This is a genomic window from Pseudomonas sp. B22(2017) (assembly GCF_002113105.1).
Taxonomy (GTDB): Bacteria; Pseudomonadota; Gammaproteobacteria; order Pseudomonadales; family Pseudomonadaceae; genus Aquipseudomonas; species Aquipseudomonas asiatica.
The window spans coordinates 54,980-70,773 of record NZ_NEJN01000005.1; the positions used below are offsets into that span (position 1 = coordinate 54,980).

At 63.7% G+C, this 15,794-nt stretch carries 17 protein-coding genes; 8 read left to right on the forward strand and 9 right to left on the reverse strand.

The annotated features are described in order from the left end of the window. Positions 1 to 38: 38 nt before the first annotated feature. Positions 39 to 1,016, forward strand: a complete 978-nt coding sequence (yjiA, locus tag CAG18_RS12730; protein WP_015271793.1) for a GTPase — start codon at positions 39 to 41, stop codon at positions 1,014 to 1,016. Here yjiA and CAG18_RS12735 read toward each other — a convergent pair. Then, complete coding sequence (locus tag CAG18_RS12735; RefSeq protein WP_085720987.1) at positions 976 to 2,463, reverse strand: methylenetetrahydrofolate reductase C-terminal domain-containing protein; 1,488 nt, start codon at positions 2,461 to 2,463, stop codon at positions 976 to 978. The genes yjiA and CAG18_RS12735 overlap by 41 nt on opposite strands. A gap of 315 nt (positions 2,464 to 2,778) precedes the next feature. On the opposite strand from CAG18_RS12735, the gene metE reads away from it, so the two are divergent. Continuing rightward, positions 2,779 to 5,070, forward strand: a complete 2,292-nt coding sequence (metE, locus tag CAG18_RS12740) for a 5-methyltetrahydropteroyltriglutamate--homocysteine S-methyltransferase (protein ID WP_061303642.1) — start codon at positions 2,779 to 2,781, stop codon at positions 5,068 to 5,070. Positions 5,071 to 5,146: 76 nt separating this feature from the next. Here metE and CAG18_RS12745 read toward each other — a convergent pair whose 3' ends face one another. Continuing rightward, positions 5,147 to 6,325, reverse strand: a complete 1,179-nt coding sequence (locus CAG18_RS12745) for an acetyl-CoA C-acetyltransferase (RefSeq protein WP_054572760.1) — start codon at positions 6,323 to 6,325, stop codon at positions 5,147 to 5,149. Positions 6,326 to 6,501: 176 nt separating this feature from the next. Here CAG18_RS12745 and CAG18_RS12750 point away from each other — a divergent pair, with 176 nt between their 5' ends. The 4 genes from CAG18_RS12750 to CAG18_RS12765 all read left to right on the forward strand — a co-directional run bounded on the left by CAG18_RS12750 (position 6,502) and on the right by CAG18_RS12765 (position 9,829). Further along, a complete protein-coding gene (locus tag CAG18_RS12750) occupies positions 6,502 to 6,768 on the forward strand; it encodes a PepSY domain-containing protein (RefSeq protein WP_003260712.1) in 267 nt (88 codons plus the stop codon). Next, positions 6,765 to 7,298: a cytochrome b/b6 domain-containing protein gene (locus CAG18_RS12755; protein ID WP_015271788.1), complete on the forward strand. Its 534-nt coding sequence runs from the start codon at positions 6,765 to 6,767 to the stop codon at positions 7,296 to 7,298. Before CAG18_RS12750 ends, CAG18_RS12755 begins: the two co-directional genes overlap by 4 nt. Before the next feature lie 243 nt (positions 7,299 to 7,541). Next, entirely contained in the window at positions 7,542 to 8,753 is a 1,212-nt protein-coding gene (fabV, locus tag CAG18_RS12760; RefSeq protein WP_015271787.1) for an enoyl-ACP reductase FabV, read from the forward strand. 167 nt (positions 8,754 to 8,920) lie between these two features. After that, positions 8,921 to 9,829, forward strand: a complete 909-nt coding sequence (locus tag CAG18_RS12765) for an alpha/beta fold hydrolase (protein WP_015271786.1) — start codon at positions 8,921 to 8,923, stop codon at positions 9,827 to 9,829. A gap of 128 nt (positions 9,830 to 9,957) precedes the next feature. On the opposite strand, the gene CAG18_RS12770 is transcribed toward CAG18_RS12765, so the two are convergent. Genes CAG18_RS12770 through CAG18_RS12785 form a run of 4 tightly spaced genes read right to left on the reverse strand, consistent with a single transcriptional unit; the run spans position 9,958 to position 11,929 of the window. Continuing rightward, a complete protein-coding gene (locus CAG18_RS12770; RefSeq protein WP_003260709.1) occupies positions 9,958 to 10,299 on the reverse strand; it encodes a HopJ type III effector protein in 342 nt (113 codons plus the stop codon). Further along, complete coding sequence (locus CAG18_RS12775) at positions 10,292 to 10,588, reverse strand: DUF1244 domain-containing protein (protein ID WP_003260708.1); 297 nt, start codon at positions 10,586 to 10,588, stop codon at positions 10,292 to 10,294. The genes CAG18_RS12770 and CAG18_RS12775 overlap by 8 nt, the downstream gene beginning before the upstream one ends. 9 nt (positions 10,589 to 10,597) lie before the next feature. Continuing rightward, on the reverse strand, positions 10,598 to 11,335 hold the full coding sequence (gene folM / locus CAG18_RS12780; protein WP_085720988.1) for a dihydromonapterin reductase: 738 nt from the start codon (positions 11,333 to 11,335) through the stop codon (positions 10,598 to 10,600). Between the two features lie 33 nt (positions 11,336 to 11,368). Further along, positions 11,369 to 11,929, reverse strand: a complete 561-nt coding sequence (locus CAG18_RS12785; RefSeq protein WP_015271784.1) for a hypothetical protein — start codon at positions 11,927 to 11,929, stop codon at positions 11,369 to 11,371. A 219-nt stretch (positions 11,930 to 12,148) separates the two neighbouring features. Here CAG18_RS12785 and CAG18_RS12790 point away from each other — a divergent pair, with 219 nt between their 5' ends. Continuing rightward, positions 12,149 to 13,081, forward strand: a complete 933-nt coding sequence (locus CAG18_RS12790) for a MerR family transcriptional regulator (RefSeq protein WP_085720989.1) — start codon at positions 12,149 to 12,151, stop codon at positions 13,079 to 13,081. Here the strand turns inward: CAG18_RS12790 and CAG18_RS12795 are convergent. Next, a complete protein-coding gene (locus tag CAG18_RS12795) occupies positions 13,066 to 13,683 on the reverse strand; it encodes a hypothetical protein (RefSeq protein ID WP_015271782.1) in 618 nt (205 codons plus the stop codon). The genes CAG18_RS12790 and CAG18_RS12795 overlap by 16 nt on opposite strands. A 56-nt stretch (positions 13,684 to 13,739) precedes the next feature. Then, positions 13,740 to 14,168 (reverse strand): PAS domain S-box protein, encoded by a 429-nt coding sequence (locus CAG18_RS12800; protein ID WP_054572763.1) that lies wholly within the window; start codon positions 14,166 to 14,168, stop codon positions 13,740 to 13,742. A gap of 128 nt (positions 14,169 to 14,296) precedes the next feature. Here CAG18_RS12800 and CAG18_RS12805 point away from each other — a divergent pair, with 128 nt between their 5' ends. Further along, entirely contained in the window at positions 14,297 to 14,752 is a 456-nt protein-coding gene (locus CAG18_RS12805; protein WP_015271780.1) for a flavodoxin, read from the forward strand. Between the two features lie 147 nt (positions 14,753 to 14,899). On the opposite strand, the gene CAG18_RS12810 is transcribed toward CAG18_RS12805, so the two are convergent. Then, on the reverse strand, positions 14,900 to 15,781 hold the full coding sequence (locus tag CAG18_RS12810; protein ID WP_085720990.1) for a LysR family transcriptional regulator: 882 nt from the start codon (positions 15,779 to 15,781) through the stop codon (positions 14,900 to 14,902). Positions 15,782 to 15,794: the final 13 nt, after the last annotated feature.

Sequence of the window (15,794 nt, forward strand, 5' to 3'; positions counted from 1 at the left end):
ATGAGGCCATTGTTTTTTCCGCACAGGAGATGTTCTGCGTGCAGACGCCTATCCCCGTAACCGTACTCACTGGCTTCCTCGGTGCCGGCAAGACCACCTTGCTCAAGCACATGCTCAAGGCCGAGCACGGCCTGAAGATCGCCGTGATCGAAAACGAATTCAGCGAGGCCGGCATCGACAGCCAGCTGCTGGGCGACGAGCCGGTGCAGGTGATGACCCTGGCCAATGGCTGCGTGTGCTGCAGCATCCACGGCGACCTGACCCGCGCCTTGTACCTGCTGCTCGAACGCCTGGATGCCGGCGAGATCGCCTTCGACCGCCTGGTAATCGAATGCACCGGCCTGGCCGACCCGGCGCCGGTGGCCCAAACCTTCTTCATCGACGAGGAACTGCGTGAGCGCTACATCCTCGATGGCATCATTACCCTGGTCGATGCCGCCCACGCCGAGCTGCACCTGACCCAGACCATCGCCCAGGCCCAGGTCGGCTTTGCCGATCGCCTGCTGCTGAGCAAGACCGACCTGGTCGAGCCCGCTGCGGTGGAGGCCCTGCGCGAGCGCCTGGCCCGCATCAATGGCCGGGCGGCGATCCGCGTGGTCGAGCATGGTCGCATCGACCTGGCCGAGCTGCTGGATGTGCGTGGTTTCAACCTCAACCCCGATCTGGGCGCGAACCTGAAGCCAGCGCTACGCCCGTTGCTCAAGCCCGCTACCCCGGACCGGATCTCCACCTTGGTGCTGCGCACGGAAAGCGCGCTGGACATCGACCGCCTCAGCGACTTCATGAACGAACTGCTGGAAACCCACGGCAAGCAGCTGCTGCGCTACAAGGGCGTGCTGAACATTGCCGGTGAAGCGCGCAAGCTGGTGTTCCAGGGTGTGCTCAAGCTCTATGGCTTTGACTGGGACGCCGAGTGGGCCGAGGGTGAAACTCGCGAGAGCGTGATGGTGTTCATCGCTGACGAATTGCCCGAGGCTACGATTCGGGCTGGGTTCGAGGCGCTGGCTGCGGGCTGAGCTGACGCGGCGTCTGGGCCTGGAACCACTGCGGCCATGAGCTGCGGTGGCGTGTCTCGAGCTCGATGCACGGGATCAGGCGCTCGGTCAGCAGCGCCGTCTGCCGCACCGCCTTGGCGGTGCGGTACTTGACGCTGTGGATGCATTCGCGGTCGCCGAACTCGCAGCGGTTCAGCGCGGTGCCGCCGCAGGGGCCGTTGGCCAGGCCCTTGGGGCAGGTTTCCGGGCAGATGTACAGGGTGTCTTCCAGGCGGCAGCGGCCACAGGTTTCGCAGCCTACCAGCGGGTGCTTCACCGCGTGTTCCACCTTGTGCAGCACCTGTGCGCCAAGGCGGGTAGCCCACATCGGTTGGCGCACGGCCCAGCCAAATGCCTTGCTCAGGCTATTGCGGCGGCTGAACAGCAGCGAATGCATGCCGTGCATCAGGTGATAGCGCGCTTTCTCCTTGAACGAGGCATCGACCCGTGACTCGCCCTGGCGCCAGCTTGCCTGCTGCGGATGGAAGCTGACTGCCGGCAGACCGGGCATCTGCCAGCTGGCCTGCCAGGCCGGCGCCCATTGTTCCAGTGTGTGGATTTGCGCCTGCCAGTGCTCGATGCGTGCCTCCAGGGCCAGCAGTTGCTTGAGTTCGTGAACCCCCGACAGATGCACGCCGGCGTAGCCCATCAGCTTCACGCCGATGATCTGCAAGGCCAGGCGGTCGACGCTGCGCGCCTGGGCAAAGGCCTTGGACTGCGCCGCTTCCGCTTCCAGCATGTCGCGCATGGACGGCGTGACGGTCACGCCAGCCACGTGCTCGAGCATCGTCGCACGCCCGTGGGTGAGGCTCATCAGGCAGGCCAGCATCGGCCTGGGCATGGCCTGGCGGCTCATCCAGTGCATGGCTTCCTGGTGTTTGCCGGCATCGAAGCCCAGTTGCAGGGTGAGGAAGTCGGCGCCCGCCGCCAGTTTTTTCTCGGCCTTGAAGTATTGGGCACCGCCTTCGTCCTCGCAGTACTTGAACGGGTTGAGCGCCGCGCCAAGCAGCCAGTGTGGGCAGGCCTGGCGGGCGATCTGCAGGGCTGCGACCGATTCCAGGTAGCGCACCGGGCGTTGGCCAGGCTGGTGGCCGGGCAGGCGGTCGCCGGTAAGCAGCAACAGTTGGTCGAGGCCGGCGGCATCCATGCGTTGCAGTTGGGCGAGCAGGTGGTGGCGTTCGCGGTCCTTGCCGGAGAAGTGCGGCAGGGCGGGTACCGGGTTGCTGAACGAGGCGAGGGCGTCCAGTGGCGACATGTCCAGCGGGCTGCCGACGCGGTCGCCGATTGCCACGGTCATCGGCCAGCCGCACAGGTGCGCACGGGCCAGGATCGCGTCCATGGCAGCAAAGCGTTCTGTGGAGGGCTTGGGGACGAACTCCATGACGCAGACGAAGGTGTTTTCGCGCAGCGCGGTTTTCAGCAGGCTCATGGGGCCGGGTACCTGGTTTGGTCAGGCTGGCATTGTGCGGCAGAAGGCGGGTGCGGTCATGTCCGGATGCGCAGGGTGGTGCTCTGAATGAGACATCCGGGTTTGCCTGTGCCGGCCCTTTCGCGGCTAAAGCCGCTCCCACAGGGTGGCGCGGTACCTGTAGGAGCGGCTTTAGCCGCGAAAGAGCCAGTACAGGCAGTACAAATTCACGAACATGAATAAGTCTTGAGTTCATCTCAAATTTAATGAGTTTGTCTCAAGATGAAAGTGCCCGGAAAATCCCCTCATTCATTTATGCATGCTGAGGGACAAGACATGGCACTGGCACACAACCTGGGCTTTCCACGTATCGGCCGCGACCGCGAGCTGAAAAAGGCCCAGGAAGCCTTCTGGAAGGGCGAACTCGACGAAGCCGGCCTGCGCGCCGTCGGCCGCGAGCTGCGTGCCCGCCACTGGCAGGTGCAGAAAGACGCCGGCATCGAACTGCTGCCGGTTGGCGACTTCGCCTGGTACGACCAGGTGCTCACCCACTCGCTGACCTTCGGCGTGATCCCGCAGCGCTTCCGCAGCCACGACGCTGCCAGGCCCACTTTCCAGACCCTGTTCGCCATGGCCCGTGGCGCCGTGGGTGACAATTGCTGCGGCGGCGCGCACGCCCAGGAAATGACCAAGTGGTTCGACACCAACTACCACTACCTGGTCCCCGAATTCACTGTCGACCAACAGTTTGCCCTGAGCTGGGAGCAACTGTTCGAAGAAGTGGCAGAAGCCCAGGCCCTGGGCCATGCGGTCAAACCGGTGGTAATCGGCCCGCTGACCTACCTGTGGCTGGGCAAGGCCAAAGGTGGCGATTTCGACAAGCTGGAGCTGCTCGACCGCCTGCTGCCGCTGTATGACCAGATCCTCAACCGCCTGGCTGCCCAGGGCGTGGAGTGGGTGCAGATCGATGAGCCGATCCTGGCCCTGGACCTGCCTCAGGACTGGAAGAATGCCTACGAGCGCGTCTACAACATCCTTCAGCGGGCGCCACTGAAGAAGCTGATCGCCACCTACTTCGGCGGCCTGGAAGACAACCTGGGCCTGGCCGCCAACCTTCCAGTCGATGGCCTGCACATCGACCTGGTGCGGGCGCCCGAGCAGTACCCGACCATCCTCGACCGCCTGCCGGCCTACAAGGTGCTGTCGCTGGGCCTGGTCAACGGCCGCAACGTCTGGCGCTGCGACCTGGAAAAGGCGCTGGAGGTACTGCGCCATGCCCATGAGCGCCTGGGTGAGCGGCTGTGGGTGGCGCCGTCCTGCTCGCTGCTGCACAGCCCGGTGGACCTGGACCGTGAAGACCAGCTCGATGCCGAACTGCACAGCTGGCTGGCCTTCGCCGTGCAGAAGTGCCAGGAAGTGGCGCTGCTGGCCAAGGCCATCAATGCCCCGCACGCCGCCGACGTGGCCGCCGCATTGGCCCAGAGCCAGGCCGTGCAGGCCAGCCGCGCCGCTTCGCCGCGTATTCACAAGCCTGGCGTGCAGGCCCGCCTGGCAGCCATCAAGCCCGCTGACAGCCAGCGAAAATCAGCCTTTGCCCAACGTATCGTCAAGCAACGTGCGGGGCTCGACCTGCCGGCGTTCCCGACCACCACCATCGGTTCGTTCCCGCAGACCTCGGCGATTCGTCTGGCACGCCAGGCCTACAGGCAGGGCAAGCTGACCGAGGCCGATTACGTCGAGGCCATGCACAGCGAGATCCGCCATGCGGTGAAAATCCAGGAGGACCTGGGCCTGGATGTGCTGGTGCACGGCGAGGCCGAGCGCAACGACATGGTCGAGTACTTCGCCGAGCAGATCGATGGCTATGTATTCACCCGCTTTGGTTGGGTGCAGAGCTATGGTTCGCGATGTGTGAAGCCTGCGGTGATCGTTGGCGACCTGAGCCGGCCGAAGGCCATGACCGTGGAGTGGATCACTTATGCCCAGGGCCTGACCAGCAAGGTGATGAAGGGCATGCTGACCGGCCCGGTGACCATGCTGATGTGGTCGTTCCCGCGTGAGGACGTGAGCCGCGAAGTGCAGGCGCGCCAGTTGGCGCTGGCGATCCGCGACGAAGTGGTCGACCTGGAAGCGGCGGGTATCAGGATCGTGCAGATCGACGAAGCGGCGTTCCGTGAAGGCTTGCCGCTACGCCACGGCGCCTGGGCCCATTATCTGGAGTGGGCCACCGAGGCCTTCCGCCTGTGTGCTTCGGGGGTGCGTGACGAAACCCAGATTCACACCCACATGTGCTACAGCGAGTTCAACGACGTGATTGAGTCGATCGCGGCGATGGATGCCGACGTCATCACCATCGAGACCTCGCGGTCCGACATGGAGCTGCTGGCGGCTTTCGAACGGTTCGCCTACCCCAACGAGATCGGCCCGGGTGTGTATGACATTCACTCGCCACGGGTGCCGACCCGTGAGGAAATGGTCAAGCTGCTGCACAAGGCTGCCCAGCGTATCCCGGCCGAGCGCCTGTGGGTCAACCCGGATTGCGGGCTGAAGACCCGCGGCTGGCCGGAGACCGAGGCAGCGCTGGTGAACATGGTCGCAGCTGCCCGCGAGCTGCGTGCCACTGCCTGATTTTTTTTGTTGCCTGTACCGGCCTCTTCGCGGGCAAGCCCGCGAAGAGGCCGAGCCTGCTTGAGTCAGTCCGAGATCACCGCTCGATTGCCAAGGCCACGCCTTGCCCGCCACCAATGCACAGGGTTGCCAGGCCTTTCCTGGCGTCCCGCTTGATCATCTCGTGCAGCAGGGTCACCAGCACCCGGCACCCGGACGCACCAATCGGGTGGCCAAGGGCAATCGCCCCGCCATTCACGTTGACCCGCGTGGCATCCCATTCCAGCGCCTTGCCCACGGCCAGCGCCTGCGCGGCAAAGGCTTCATTGGCTTCGATCAGGTCCAGCTCGGCCAGTTGCCAGCCGGCCTTGTCCAGGCAGCGCTGGGTGGCCGACACCGGGCCGATGCCCATGATCGCCGGATCTACACCGGCACTGGCGTAAGCCGCGATCCTGGCCAGCACCGGCAGGCCCAGGGCCTTTGCCTTGGCGGCGCTCATCAGCAGTACGGCGGCGGCACCGTCATTCAGGCTCGAGGCGTTGCCAGCGGTGACGCTGCCGTCCTTCTTGAACGCCGGGCGAAGTTTGCCCAGGGATTCAGCGGTGGTATCCGGGCGTGGCTGTTCGTCCCGCGCGAACACCTTGGGTTCTCCCTTCTTCTGCGGCAGCACGATCGGGGTGATTTCATCATCGAAGCGGCCGGCTTCCATCGCTGCCACCGCCTTGCGCTGCGACTCGGCGGCAAAGGCATCCTGCTGCTCACGGCTGAGGCCGTACTGGTCCACCAGGTTTTCGGCGGTGATACCCATGTGGTAGTCGTTGAAGGCATCCCACAGGCCGTCGCTGATCATGCTGTCGATCAGCTGGCCATGGCCCATGCGCTGGCCGGTGCGGGCCGCCGGCATCACATAAGGGGCAAGGCTCATGTTCTCCTGGCCACCGGCGATGACCACCTCGGCATCACCGCAGCGAATGGCCTGAGCGGCCAGGTGCAGTGCCTTCAGGCCCGAGCCGCAGACCTTGTTCAGGGTCATTGCCGGCACGCTGAAGGGCAGGCCGGCCTTGATCGCGGCCTGGCGTGCCGGGTTCTGCCCGGCGCCGGCGGTAAGCACCTGGCCGAGGATGACTTCATCGACCTGCGCCGGGGCCAACCCGGTCTGTTCCAGCAGGCGCTTGATCACGGCGGCACCGAGGTCTACTGCAGGCACAGTGGCCAAGGCGCCCTGGAAGCTGCCGATGGCGGTACGGGTTGCGGCGACGATGACCACGTCGTTCATGTTGTTGTTCTCCGTGCGATGGGCGTAATGCCTCAAGCATCGGTGGCTTTGGCTCATTTGTTAAGTTTGTTTTTCTTTGCGATTGATGTGTAAAGCAAATGAATGAGCGCGAAGCGACCTGCGGAACTATGCTCAGGGATGCGCTATTACACTCATCTGGATGGGAGCACATGCCCATGCGTACATTGATCGCCATGACCCTCCTGATCGGCAGCAGCGCTGCATTCGCCGCCACCGAATGCACCACCGCTGACAAAAGCACCTGGCAGGATCAGGAAAAATTCCAGGCGCAGCTCAAGGAGCAGGGCTACAAGATCAACAAGTTCAAGGTCACCAAGGGTAACTGCTACGAGATCTACGGTTTCGACAAGGATGGCAAGAAGGTCGAGATCTACCATGACCCAGTGACGGGCAAGGCAGTCAAGACCGAGTACCACGATTGAACAGCGACGGCACGGTACAGCTGTGGGACCCCCTGCTGCGGCTGTGCCACTGGTCGATCGCCGTGGTGTTCTTCGCCAACTACTTCTTCAACGAAGAGGGTGAAGGCTGGCACCAGTGGCTGGGCTACTACGCACTAGCCGTTGTGGTGGTGCGTGTGGTCTGGGGCTTTGTCGGGCCACGCAGCGCGCGCTGGGCCGATTTCTGGCCATCCCCGGCAAGCCTGGTCGGACATGCCCGTGCGCTGCTGCATGGGGGGCTTGACCATCATATGGGGCATTCGCCGATTGGCGCCCTGGTGATGGTGCTGATGCTGACTTGTATCGCCGGCCTGGGCCTTACCGGGTGGGCGTCGCAGGAGGTGGACGCACTGTTTGGTGTCGACTGGCCGATGGACCTGCACAGCTGGCTGGCCAACGCGCTGCTGGTGCTGGTTTGCGTGCATGTGCTGGCGGCAATCTACGAGAGCGTGCGCATGCGGGAAAACCTGCCGTGGTCGATGATCACGGGGCGCCGTCGGCACCGCGATTGACGTTGGCAGCCACTTCCCGGCTGAACCTGCTCCCACAGCTACTGCGCAGCCCTCAAGATCTGCGCGGTCTCTGTGGGCAGGTTTACCCGCGAGGAGGCCGGCACAGGCAAACCTTGGTTTTGAATCCCTTTGATCACCCCGTAATATGTGTCGGATAACCTGCGGGGGTAGTCTCACCCTCTGATCAACCGGAATCGCCCATGGCGGCGCTTCCCCCGGCATAAACCTGACGAGGTACAGACATTGGCCATCATTCATCCTAAGGTCCGCGGTTTCATCTGCACCACGACTCACCCGAAGGGCTGCGAGCTCAACGTCCGTGACCAGATCGAAGCCACCCGCAAGCTGGGCGTGCGCGAGGATGGCCCGAAGAAGGTTCTGGTCATCGGTGCTTCCAGCGGCTACGGCCTGGCAGCTCGCATCACCGCGGCGTTCGGCTTCAAGGCCGACACCTTGGGCGTGTTCTTCGAAAAACCAGGCACCGAGACCAAGGCCGGCACCGCTGGCTGGTACAACGCTGCAGCCTTCGACAAGTTCGCCAAGGCCGAGGGCCTGTACAGCAAGTCGATCAATGGTGACGCCTTCTCCGACGAAGCCCGTGCCAAGGTCATCGAGCTGATCAAGAACGAAATGGGCGGCAAGGTCGACCTGGTCATCTACTCTCTGGCCTCGCCAGTGCGCAAGCTGCCGCAGACCGGTGAACTGGTGCGTTCGGCCCTGAAGCCGATCGGCCAGCCGTACAAGTCGACCGCCATCGACACCAACAAGGACACCATCATCGAGGCCAGCATCGAGCCGGCTACCGAGCAGGAAATCGCCGACACCGTCACCGTCATGGGTGGCCAGGACTGGCAGTTGTGGATCGACGCCCTGGCTGGCGCCAACGTGCTGGCCGAAGGCGCCCGCACCGTGGCCTTCAGCTACATCGGCAGCGACATCACCTGGCCGATCTACTGGCACGGTGCGCTGGGCCAGGCCAAGCAGGACCTGGACGAAACCGCCCTGCGCCTGGACAAGAAGCTGGCCGGTGAAGTCAAGGGCGGCGCCAACGTGGCGGTGCTGAAGTCGGTGGTTACCCAGGCCAGCTCGGCCATCCCGGTGATGCCGCTGTACCTGTCGATGGTGTTCAAGATCATGCAGGAGAAGGGTGTTCACGAAGGCACCCAGGACCAGCTGGACCGCATGTACCGCGACCGCATGTACCGTGCCGACGGCGCGCCGGCCGAAGTCGACGAGAAGGGCCGCCTGCGCCTGGACGACTGGGAACTGCGTGATGACGTGCAGGACGCTTGCAAGGCGCTGTGGCCACAGGTGACCACCGAGAACCTGTTCGAGCTGACCGACTATGCCGGTTACAAGAAGCAGTTCCTCAACCTGTTCGGCTTCGAGCGCGCTGACGTCAACTACGACGAAGACGTGGCTACCGATGTGAAGTTCGACTGCATCGAGCTGTAATCGCTGCCGGCCTGTATCGGCCCTTTCGCGGGTAAACCCGCTCCCACAGGGATCCCTTTTAACTTGAGGGAGATGGAGTACCTGTAGGAGCGGGTTTACCCGCGAAGAGGCCGGTACAGGCTATAAAATCTTTGCTAGCTTTGGCGCACAACAACAGGGAATGTGCCATGAGCAGCCTCACCCAACCCGCCACTGCCTTTCGCCACACCGCAGCCGACGGCTACAGCCTCGGCGGTTTCCGCTGGCGCCACGCCCGACCTGACCCCCAGCGCCCGCTGGTGATCATCAACGCTGCCACTTCGGTACGCTGCCACTACTACTCGCGTTTCGCCGACTACCTGTTCGCCCAAGGTTGCGATGTGCTGACATACGACTACCGTGGCATTGGCGAATCCCGCCCGGCCTCGCTGCGTGGCTTCCAGGCATCCTGGAGCGACTGGGGCCGGCTGGATTTCGAAGCCATGCTGGTGAATGCCGCAGAACATTTCCCCGGCCAGCCGGTGGATGTGGTGGGGCACAGTTTTGGCGGCTGCGCAGTGGGGCTGGCACCGTCGGCGCACAAGGTACGCCGGGTGGTGATGGTTGGCGCGCAATTCGCCTACTGGCGCGATTATGCGGCTGACCAGCGTTGGCAGCTGTTCTGCAAGTGGCATGTGGTAATGCCGCTGCTCACCCGTGTGTTCGGTTATTTTCCCGGCAAGCGTCTGGGTTGGCTGGAGGATACGCCATCCGGCGTGGTGCACGATTGGACCACCCGTACCCCGCGCTATGAGCACCGACCCAGCGGGCGTGCACTGGAGGCACTACCGTTCGCCCAGGTGCGGGCGGCGACGCTGGCCATCAGCCTGACCGATGATCCCTTTGGTACCGTGGCGGCGACCGAGCGTTTGCTGGGTTATCTGCAGGGCGCCGAGCGCCAGCACCTGCGTATTGCGCCTGTGGATATCTCGGTCGATGAAATTGGCCATTTCGCGTTCTTCCATGACCGCTTTCGCGAAAGTTTGTGGCCGGTGGCCTTGCAGTGGTTGCAGCAGGGTGGCTTGGCGGGAGGGGTGCCGGGAACCATCATCAGCTGAGGTTGGTTTCGAGATTTTGGGGCCGCTCTGCGGCCCTATCGCGACACAAGGCCGCTCCTACAAGGGAACGCGGTCTTCTGTAGGAGCGGCCTTGTGTCGCGATGGGCTGCAAAGCAGCCCCGGCTATCTCAAGCCTTGCGCGCAAGCGGCAGCTCGGCGAACTTGACGCCCGCCAGCCCATGCTTGATCAGCGCACGGATATTGCCATGGTCGCTGCCCTCGGGCGTGGCCACCACGTCACGGTAGTGCTCGCCAAAGGCCAGCAGCGCTTCCTGGTCGCTCAGTCCTTCCAGCAGCGCCAGGCCCAGGGTCTTGCACGAACCTTCGTTCTGCCCGGCTGCATTCGCCACGCCGCCATTGTCGAAGGCCTGTGGCTGGTAGCTGTAGTTGTCGGCAATGAACGCCAGGGTGTCGGCAAACACGTGTTGGCCGCTGGCCAGGCTGGCGCGCAGGGTGTTCAGGTCAGTCACGAGGTTTTCCTTTTTCGAACGCCGCTTGTTGGTCGGCGCTGGCTTCTTTCTGGTATTGGGCTTTCCACTCGGCGTAAGGCATGCCGTACACCGCTTCGCGGGCGTCATCCAGGCTCAGGTCGAGCTGGCGCTCGTCAGCCGCGGCCTTGTACCACTTGGACAGGCAGTTGCGGCAGAAGCCGGACAGGTTCATCAGGTCGATGTTCTGCACGTCGGTGCGCTTCTGCAGGTGTTCGACCAGGCGCCGGAACGCGGCGGCCTCGAGTTCGAGCTGTTGCTGTGGGGTCATGGGCTTCTCTCAGGTCATGCGGTTCTTCAGGTGGCGGCCACCGTTGATGACCACCTGGCTGCCGGTGCTGTACTGGCTGGCGAGCAGGTACCTGACCGTCTCGATCAGCGGGCCGGCGCCGGGTTCGAACTCCAGCAGGGCCTTTTTCAGGGTCTGCTGGCGGTAGGTTTCGTCACCCCCTTCCTTGAGGATCAGCAGCCCGGGCAGGATACCGTTCACACGCACCTTGGGCGCATATTTTTCGGCGAAAGACAGCACCATGTTCTGCAACGCGGCCTTGGTCGCGGCGTAGCCGATGTGGCTTTTGCTGCCGCGCGAAGAGGTTTCGTCGCAAATGTGGATGATGTCGGCCTTTTCCACCTTGGCCAGCAGGTCGCCCAAGGCCAGGTTGAGGTGGTAGGGCGCTTCGACGTGAAGGCGGAACATGGTCTCGAGGTTGTCGAGGCCATCGTCGAGCCACAACGAGGCGTTGTGGATGATCGCGCGCAGGCCGTCGTAATGGTTGTGCAAGTAGTCGATCAGGGCCTGTCGATCGGCCAGCTGGCACAGGTCGGCCTGGAACTGCACGATGTTCGGGTGAGCCGCTTGTGGCTGGACGCTGCGGCTGGCACTGACCACCGTATGGCCGGCCTGCGCCAGTTCAAGGGCCAGGGCCAGCCCGACGCGCTGGCTGGCTCCGGTAACGAGAATGGGGCTGTTCATGTTCAGGGCGGTCAACTTGTCTGTCCTTTGGTTGCCGCCCAGCATACCCGAACTGTCTACCGCGTGTACGGCCTGGCCTCAGCGGCTGCGCAGGGCGCCGGCAGGGGCGGGGGACGCATGCAGCCAGCCGGCCAGCAGACGGGTGGACAGGGGGATGAACAGGTAGACCATCACCGGCGTCAGGCCCAGGGTGCTGAGCAATACCCGTGGTACCAGGTCCAGCGCAGCGAGCCAGTGGCCGAACACCAGGTTGAACACCAGCGAGACCGGGAAGAAGGCCAGCCAGATGGCCACAGCCTGCTTCCAGCGTGGTGGTTTTTGCACCATGTTGGTGCCAAACCAGTCGTCGATGCCGCTCACGCGCGCTTCCTTGGGGCGTTCGAAAAGGCCGTTGCCGCGTTGCAACCAGGCCCGACGCGAGGCGGAATGTTCCCAGGCATGCAGAGTCGGCTCGTCGCTGAAACGGAAGATGATCTGGAATTCGTCGCTGTCGCGGGGTGGCGCGAGGATGCCCGAGCCAAGGTAGCCGGGGAAGTCGGTGGCCAGCTGCTCGCCTTCATGCAGCCAGGCCAGCAGGTCCTGGTAGCGGCCATGGGCGGCGCGGCGCGACACCATCAAGGTGACGGGTGGGGTAGACATCGTGTATCTCCTGGCAACGGGGCTGGCGGGTAGCCGGCCCCTTTGGCTGAGTGGCCCGGGGTGGTGGGCGACACAGGCATGCATGCAAGAATCGGGCGCGGATTATCGCCCATCTGCGATCTTCGGCAACTGTAAGCCGGCAAACGGTTGCGCCCCAGCGCCTGGTATTGCCGTAGTAGACTAGGTGTTCAACTTGGACACACAGGGAACCCCGTGCAGATGAACGAACAGGGACTGAATCCGGTAATCGATGCGGGCCTCGCGCAGGACCTGTTTCCGATCCGTGAGGTTTCCCGCCTGACCGGCGTCAATGCCGTGACCTTGCGCGCCTGGGAGCGCCGCCACGGTCTGATCCAGCCTACCCGCACCGACAGCGGTCACCGCTTGTATTCCCAGGCCGACATCGATGACATCCGCCGCATCCTTGGCTGGCTGGAGCGCGGCGTGGCGGTAAGCAAGGTTGCCAGCATCCTCGCGCGCGACCATGCCCGTGCCGGGCAGGCAGGTGGCGCGACGGGCGCCTGGGGGCGCTGGCAGCAGCAAATTCGCCAGGCGTTACAACGTTTTGACCTTGTCGGCCTGGACCGCCTGTTCGACGAGGTATTTGCTGCCTGCACCCTGGACCAGGTATTCAGTGAAGTGTTCATGCCTGTGTGGCATGACCTGGCGGCCGGTCAGGGCGGCTACGGGCAGGCCAGCGAGTGGCTGTTCCTCGATCAGTTCCTGCGTGGCCGGGTGTATACCCGCTTGCAACTCGCCCGCGCGCCGCGCAGCCGCATGGTGCTGCTGGCGCCATTGCCGGGGCAGTGCCACGAGTTGGATTTGCTGGTGACCAGCCTGACCTTGGGCTGCGATGAAGTTGGCGTGACGCCACTGGCGAGCGGGCAGCCGCTGGCAGAACTGGCACTGGTCTGCGAACGCCTGAAACCGGATGCCCTGGTGCTGTTTTCCCATCAGCCGCCAACGACGGAGCTCACACGGCGGCTGACGCGCCTGGTGGCTGGGCTGGAGTGCCCGTTGTTACTGGCGGGTGAAGCGGCGGAACTGGCACAGGACAGCCTGGCTGGCAGCCCGATCGCTTGCCTGGGTGCGCAGGGTAGCGTGATGCGCCAGCGTTTGCGGCAGTTTCTGGCCGGTCAGTTCGATACCTGAGTGTGTAGCTCGGGGTGGGCCCGGCGATGGGCCTGGAGGATGTAGTCGCGCAGGCGTTCGATCTCTTCGGCCGGGCTTTGGCTGAGGTCGTAGGCTGCCAGGTCCGGGCCGATGCGTCGGCCCAGCACGCCATGCAGTTCGATGGGGGGGATGCCATCAGGGGCGAAGCGCAATTCGAAGTGGGCTGGTGCCGCTGGCAGGCCACGGACTTCCAGCAATGTACCCTTGAACGAGATCTCGCGAACCCACAGGCCAGTTTCCTGCCCATGGGCATCGAGCAGTGCGCTCGGCTTCTCCATCGACAGGCGCCAGGGGCGCAGCATGGGGCCGTCCTCGTAGATTTCCGGTGAGCCCAGTTGCAGGTGCAGGGCGTGGAACTCGTCTTCCACCAGTTGCAGCGGGAAGCTGATTTGCTGGTTGTTGAACTGGGCCTGCAGGGTTACCTGCTCGTTGGCCACCAAGCGGGTGAGCAAGCTCTGGATGCGGCGGTCGCCATTGACCAGCAGGCTCGACATGGGGTCGGCCAGGTTCAACTGCGGCGAATGCTGCATGTTCTGTATGAAATCCAGCTCGTCCTGGGTCAGGAGCGCTTCTGCTTGCATGATCGAACTCGATGGCGATTTCTTCAACGGGATTGACCGTGCGTGGCGTACTTGGTTCAGGTGCGTTCGTCGGGTTTCGGACGAACGCGCAGTTGCGCCAGTTCCCGCTCCAGTTCGACCTGGCGAGTGACGTCTTTCTGGATACCGATGAAGTAGGTGCGCTGTTCGGCGTCGTGCCTTACCGGGGTGATCGACAGTTCGTTCCAGAAAGCGCTGCCATCCTTGCGGTAGTTGCGCAGCACTTCGCGGCACGGTCGGCCTTCGGCCAGGGCCTTGCGGATGCGGGCGCGGCCAAGCTGGTCGCGGTCGTCGGCCTGCAGGAAGCGGCAATCCTGGTAGAGGATTTCGTCACGGCTGTAGCCGGTCAGGCGTTCGAAGGCCGCGTTCACGTAGATGAGGATGGTGTCGTCGCCTTCCTGTTCGGCGACCACGATGCCGTCGTTGGACGCATCGACCATGGATTGCAGTAGTTGCGCGTTGATCATGTTCGGGCCATTGAATAAACAAGGGTGCGAAGCAGGGCTTAGGATGGTGACTTTGGTAGAGGCGGCCTTTTGCCAGCGCCGGATGCTAGTATCCTACGTTTTCACTCAGTTTCGGAATCCACTACCCGATGAAAGTCGCCATTATTTCCGGATCGGTCTACGGCACCGCCGAAGAAGTCGCCCGTCACGCTGAATCGCTGCTCAAGGCTGCGGGCCTGGAGGCCTGGCATGCGGCGCGCGCCACCTTGCAGGACCTTGAAGGTTTCGCCCCCGACGCCTTGCTGGCCGTGACCTCGACCACTGGCATGGGCGAACTGCCGGACAACCTCATGCCGTTGTATTGCAGCATTCGCGATACCCTGCCTGCGGCCTGGCGTGGTCTGCCGGGTGCGGTGATTGCCTTGGGCGACAGCAGTTATGGCGATACCTATTGCGGTGGTGGCGAGCAGATGCGCGAACTTTTTGCCGAACTGGGCGTGCGCGAAGTGCAACCGATGTTGCGCCTGGATGCCAGCGAGACGGTGACTCCGGAGGCGGATGCAGAGCCTTGGTTGGCTGAGCTTGTTCAAGCACTGAAGGCCTGACTCGAGGCTTCACGCGAGCCCTTGTAGGAGCGGCCGTGTGTCGCGAAAGGGCTGCAAAGCAGCCCCTGGATTCGGCAGCGCAGCAGATATTGCTGGGGCTGCTTTGCAGCCCTTTCGCGACACAAGGCCGCTCCTACAGGGATCGCGTCAGCCGTGATGTTTGCGTAGTAAAGACAACCACGCCTGCGCCGCCCGTGACAGATACGCCCCGCGCCGCCAGATGAACGCGATATCCCAACGCAAATCCGCCGGTGAGCGAAGGGGCAGGCGCACCACACCGGGGCGCCCCAGCGCTTTCGCCACCACACGGGGCAGCAACACCACGCCCTGGCCCGCCGCTGCCAGCGCCGCGAGGAAATCCGCCTGGCCACTGCGACCGCCTTCCTTGGGGGTAAAACCCTGCTGCTGGCACGCCTTCAGCAGCCGGTCATTGAGCACGAAGCTGCGTTGGTAAAGCAGGAACGGGGTATCGGCCAGCTGCCACAGATCTACCGCCTCCTGGCCTGCCAGCTCGTGCCCGGCAGGCAACAGTGCATCCATTGGCTCGTTGCAGAACGGCTGGTAGTCGAACGCCTCGTCACTGGGCGTCAGGCTGCCTCCCAGTTCCAGTTCACCACTTCTGACCGCCTGTTCGATGCTGCGACTGCCACCTTCTAGCAAGTGGATTGCAATGTTCGGGTGACGCCGCCGATATTCGGCGAACAACCCGGCGAACAGCGCGTCGCTGCCCAGCATCGGCAGGCCCAGCCGCAGTTCGCCGCGGCTCATCTGGCTGAGGTCGTCCAGTTCGCCGAGCAATGCCTGACGTTGACGCAGCAAGGCTTCGCCGCGCTCCAGGACGATGCGCCCGGCAGCGGTCAGGTGCAACTGCGAGGCCTGGCGCTCCAGCAGCGGCTGGCCCACATCTTGCTCCAACTGAGCCACCTGCTTGCTCACCGCCGACTGGCTGATGTGCAGGGTCTGCGCGGCCTGGGTAAAACCGCCGCGGTGGACCACTTCGATAAAGCTGCGCAGCTGTTTGAATTCCATGATCACAATTCCA

What these genes read in the sequence shown, in the direction of transcription:
- CAG18_RS12790 (WP_085720989.1), top strand. Translation starts at nt 12,149, where the DNA reads ATGAACGAACAGGGACTGAATCCGGTAATCGATGCGGGCCTCGCGCAG.
- CAG18_RS12750 (WP_003260712.1), top strand. Translation starts at nt 6,502, where the DNA reads ATGCGTACATTGATCGCCATGACCCTCCTGATCGGCAGCAGCGCTGCA.
- CAG18_RS12765 (WP_015271786.1), top strand. Translation starts at nt 8,921, where the DNA reads ATGAGCAGCCTCACCCAACCCGCCACTGCCTTTCGCCACACCGCAGCC.
- CAG18_RS12785 (WP_015271784.1), bottom strand. Translation starts at nt 11,929, where the DNA reads ATGTCTACCCCACCCGTCACCTTGATGGTGTCGCGCCGCGCCGCCCAT.
- CAG18_RS12735 (WP_085720987.1), bottom strand. Translation starts at nt 2,463, where the DNA reads ATGAGCCTGCTGAAAACCGCGCTGCGCGAAAACACCTTCGTCTGCGTC.
- CAG18_RS12810 (WP_085720990.1), bottom strand. Translation starts at nt 15,781, where the DNA reads ATGGAATTCAAACAGCTGCGCAGCTTTATCGAAGTGGTCCACCGCGGC.
- metE (WP_061303642.1), top strand. Translation starts at nt 2,779, where the DNA reads ATGGCACTGGCACACAACCTGGGCTTTCCACGTATCGGCCGCGACCGC.
- CAG18_RS12795 (WP_015271782.1), bottom strand. Translation starts at nt 13,683, where the DNA reads ATGCAAGCAGAAGCGCTCCTGACCCAGGACGAGCTGGATTTCATACAG.
- CAG18_RS12800 (WP_054572763.1), bottom strand. Translation starts at nt 14,168, where the DNA reads ATGATCAACGCGCAACTACTGCAATCCATGGTCGATGCGTCCAACGAC.
- folM (WP_085720988.1), bottom strand. Translation starts at nt 11,335, where the DNA reads ATGCTGGGCGGCAACCAAAGGACAGACAAGTTGACCGCCCTGAACATG.
- CAG18_RS12805 (WP_015271780.1), top strand. Translation starts at nt 14,297, where the DNA reads ATGAAAGTCGCCATTATTTCCGGATCGGTCTACGGCACCGCCGAAGAA.
- CAG18_RS12775 (WP_003260708.1), bottom strand. Translation starts at nt 10,588, where the DNA reads ATGACCCCACAGCAACAGCTCGAACTCGAGGCCGCCGCGTTCCGGCGC.
- CAG18_RS12745 (WP_054572760.1), bottom strand. Translation starts at nt 6,325, where the DNA reads ATGAACGACGTGGTCATCGTCGCCGCAACCCGTACCGCCATCGGCAGC.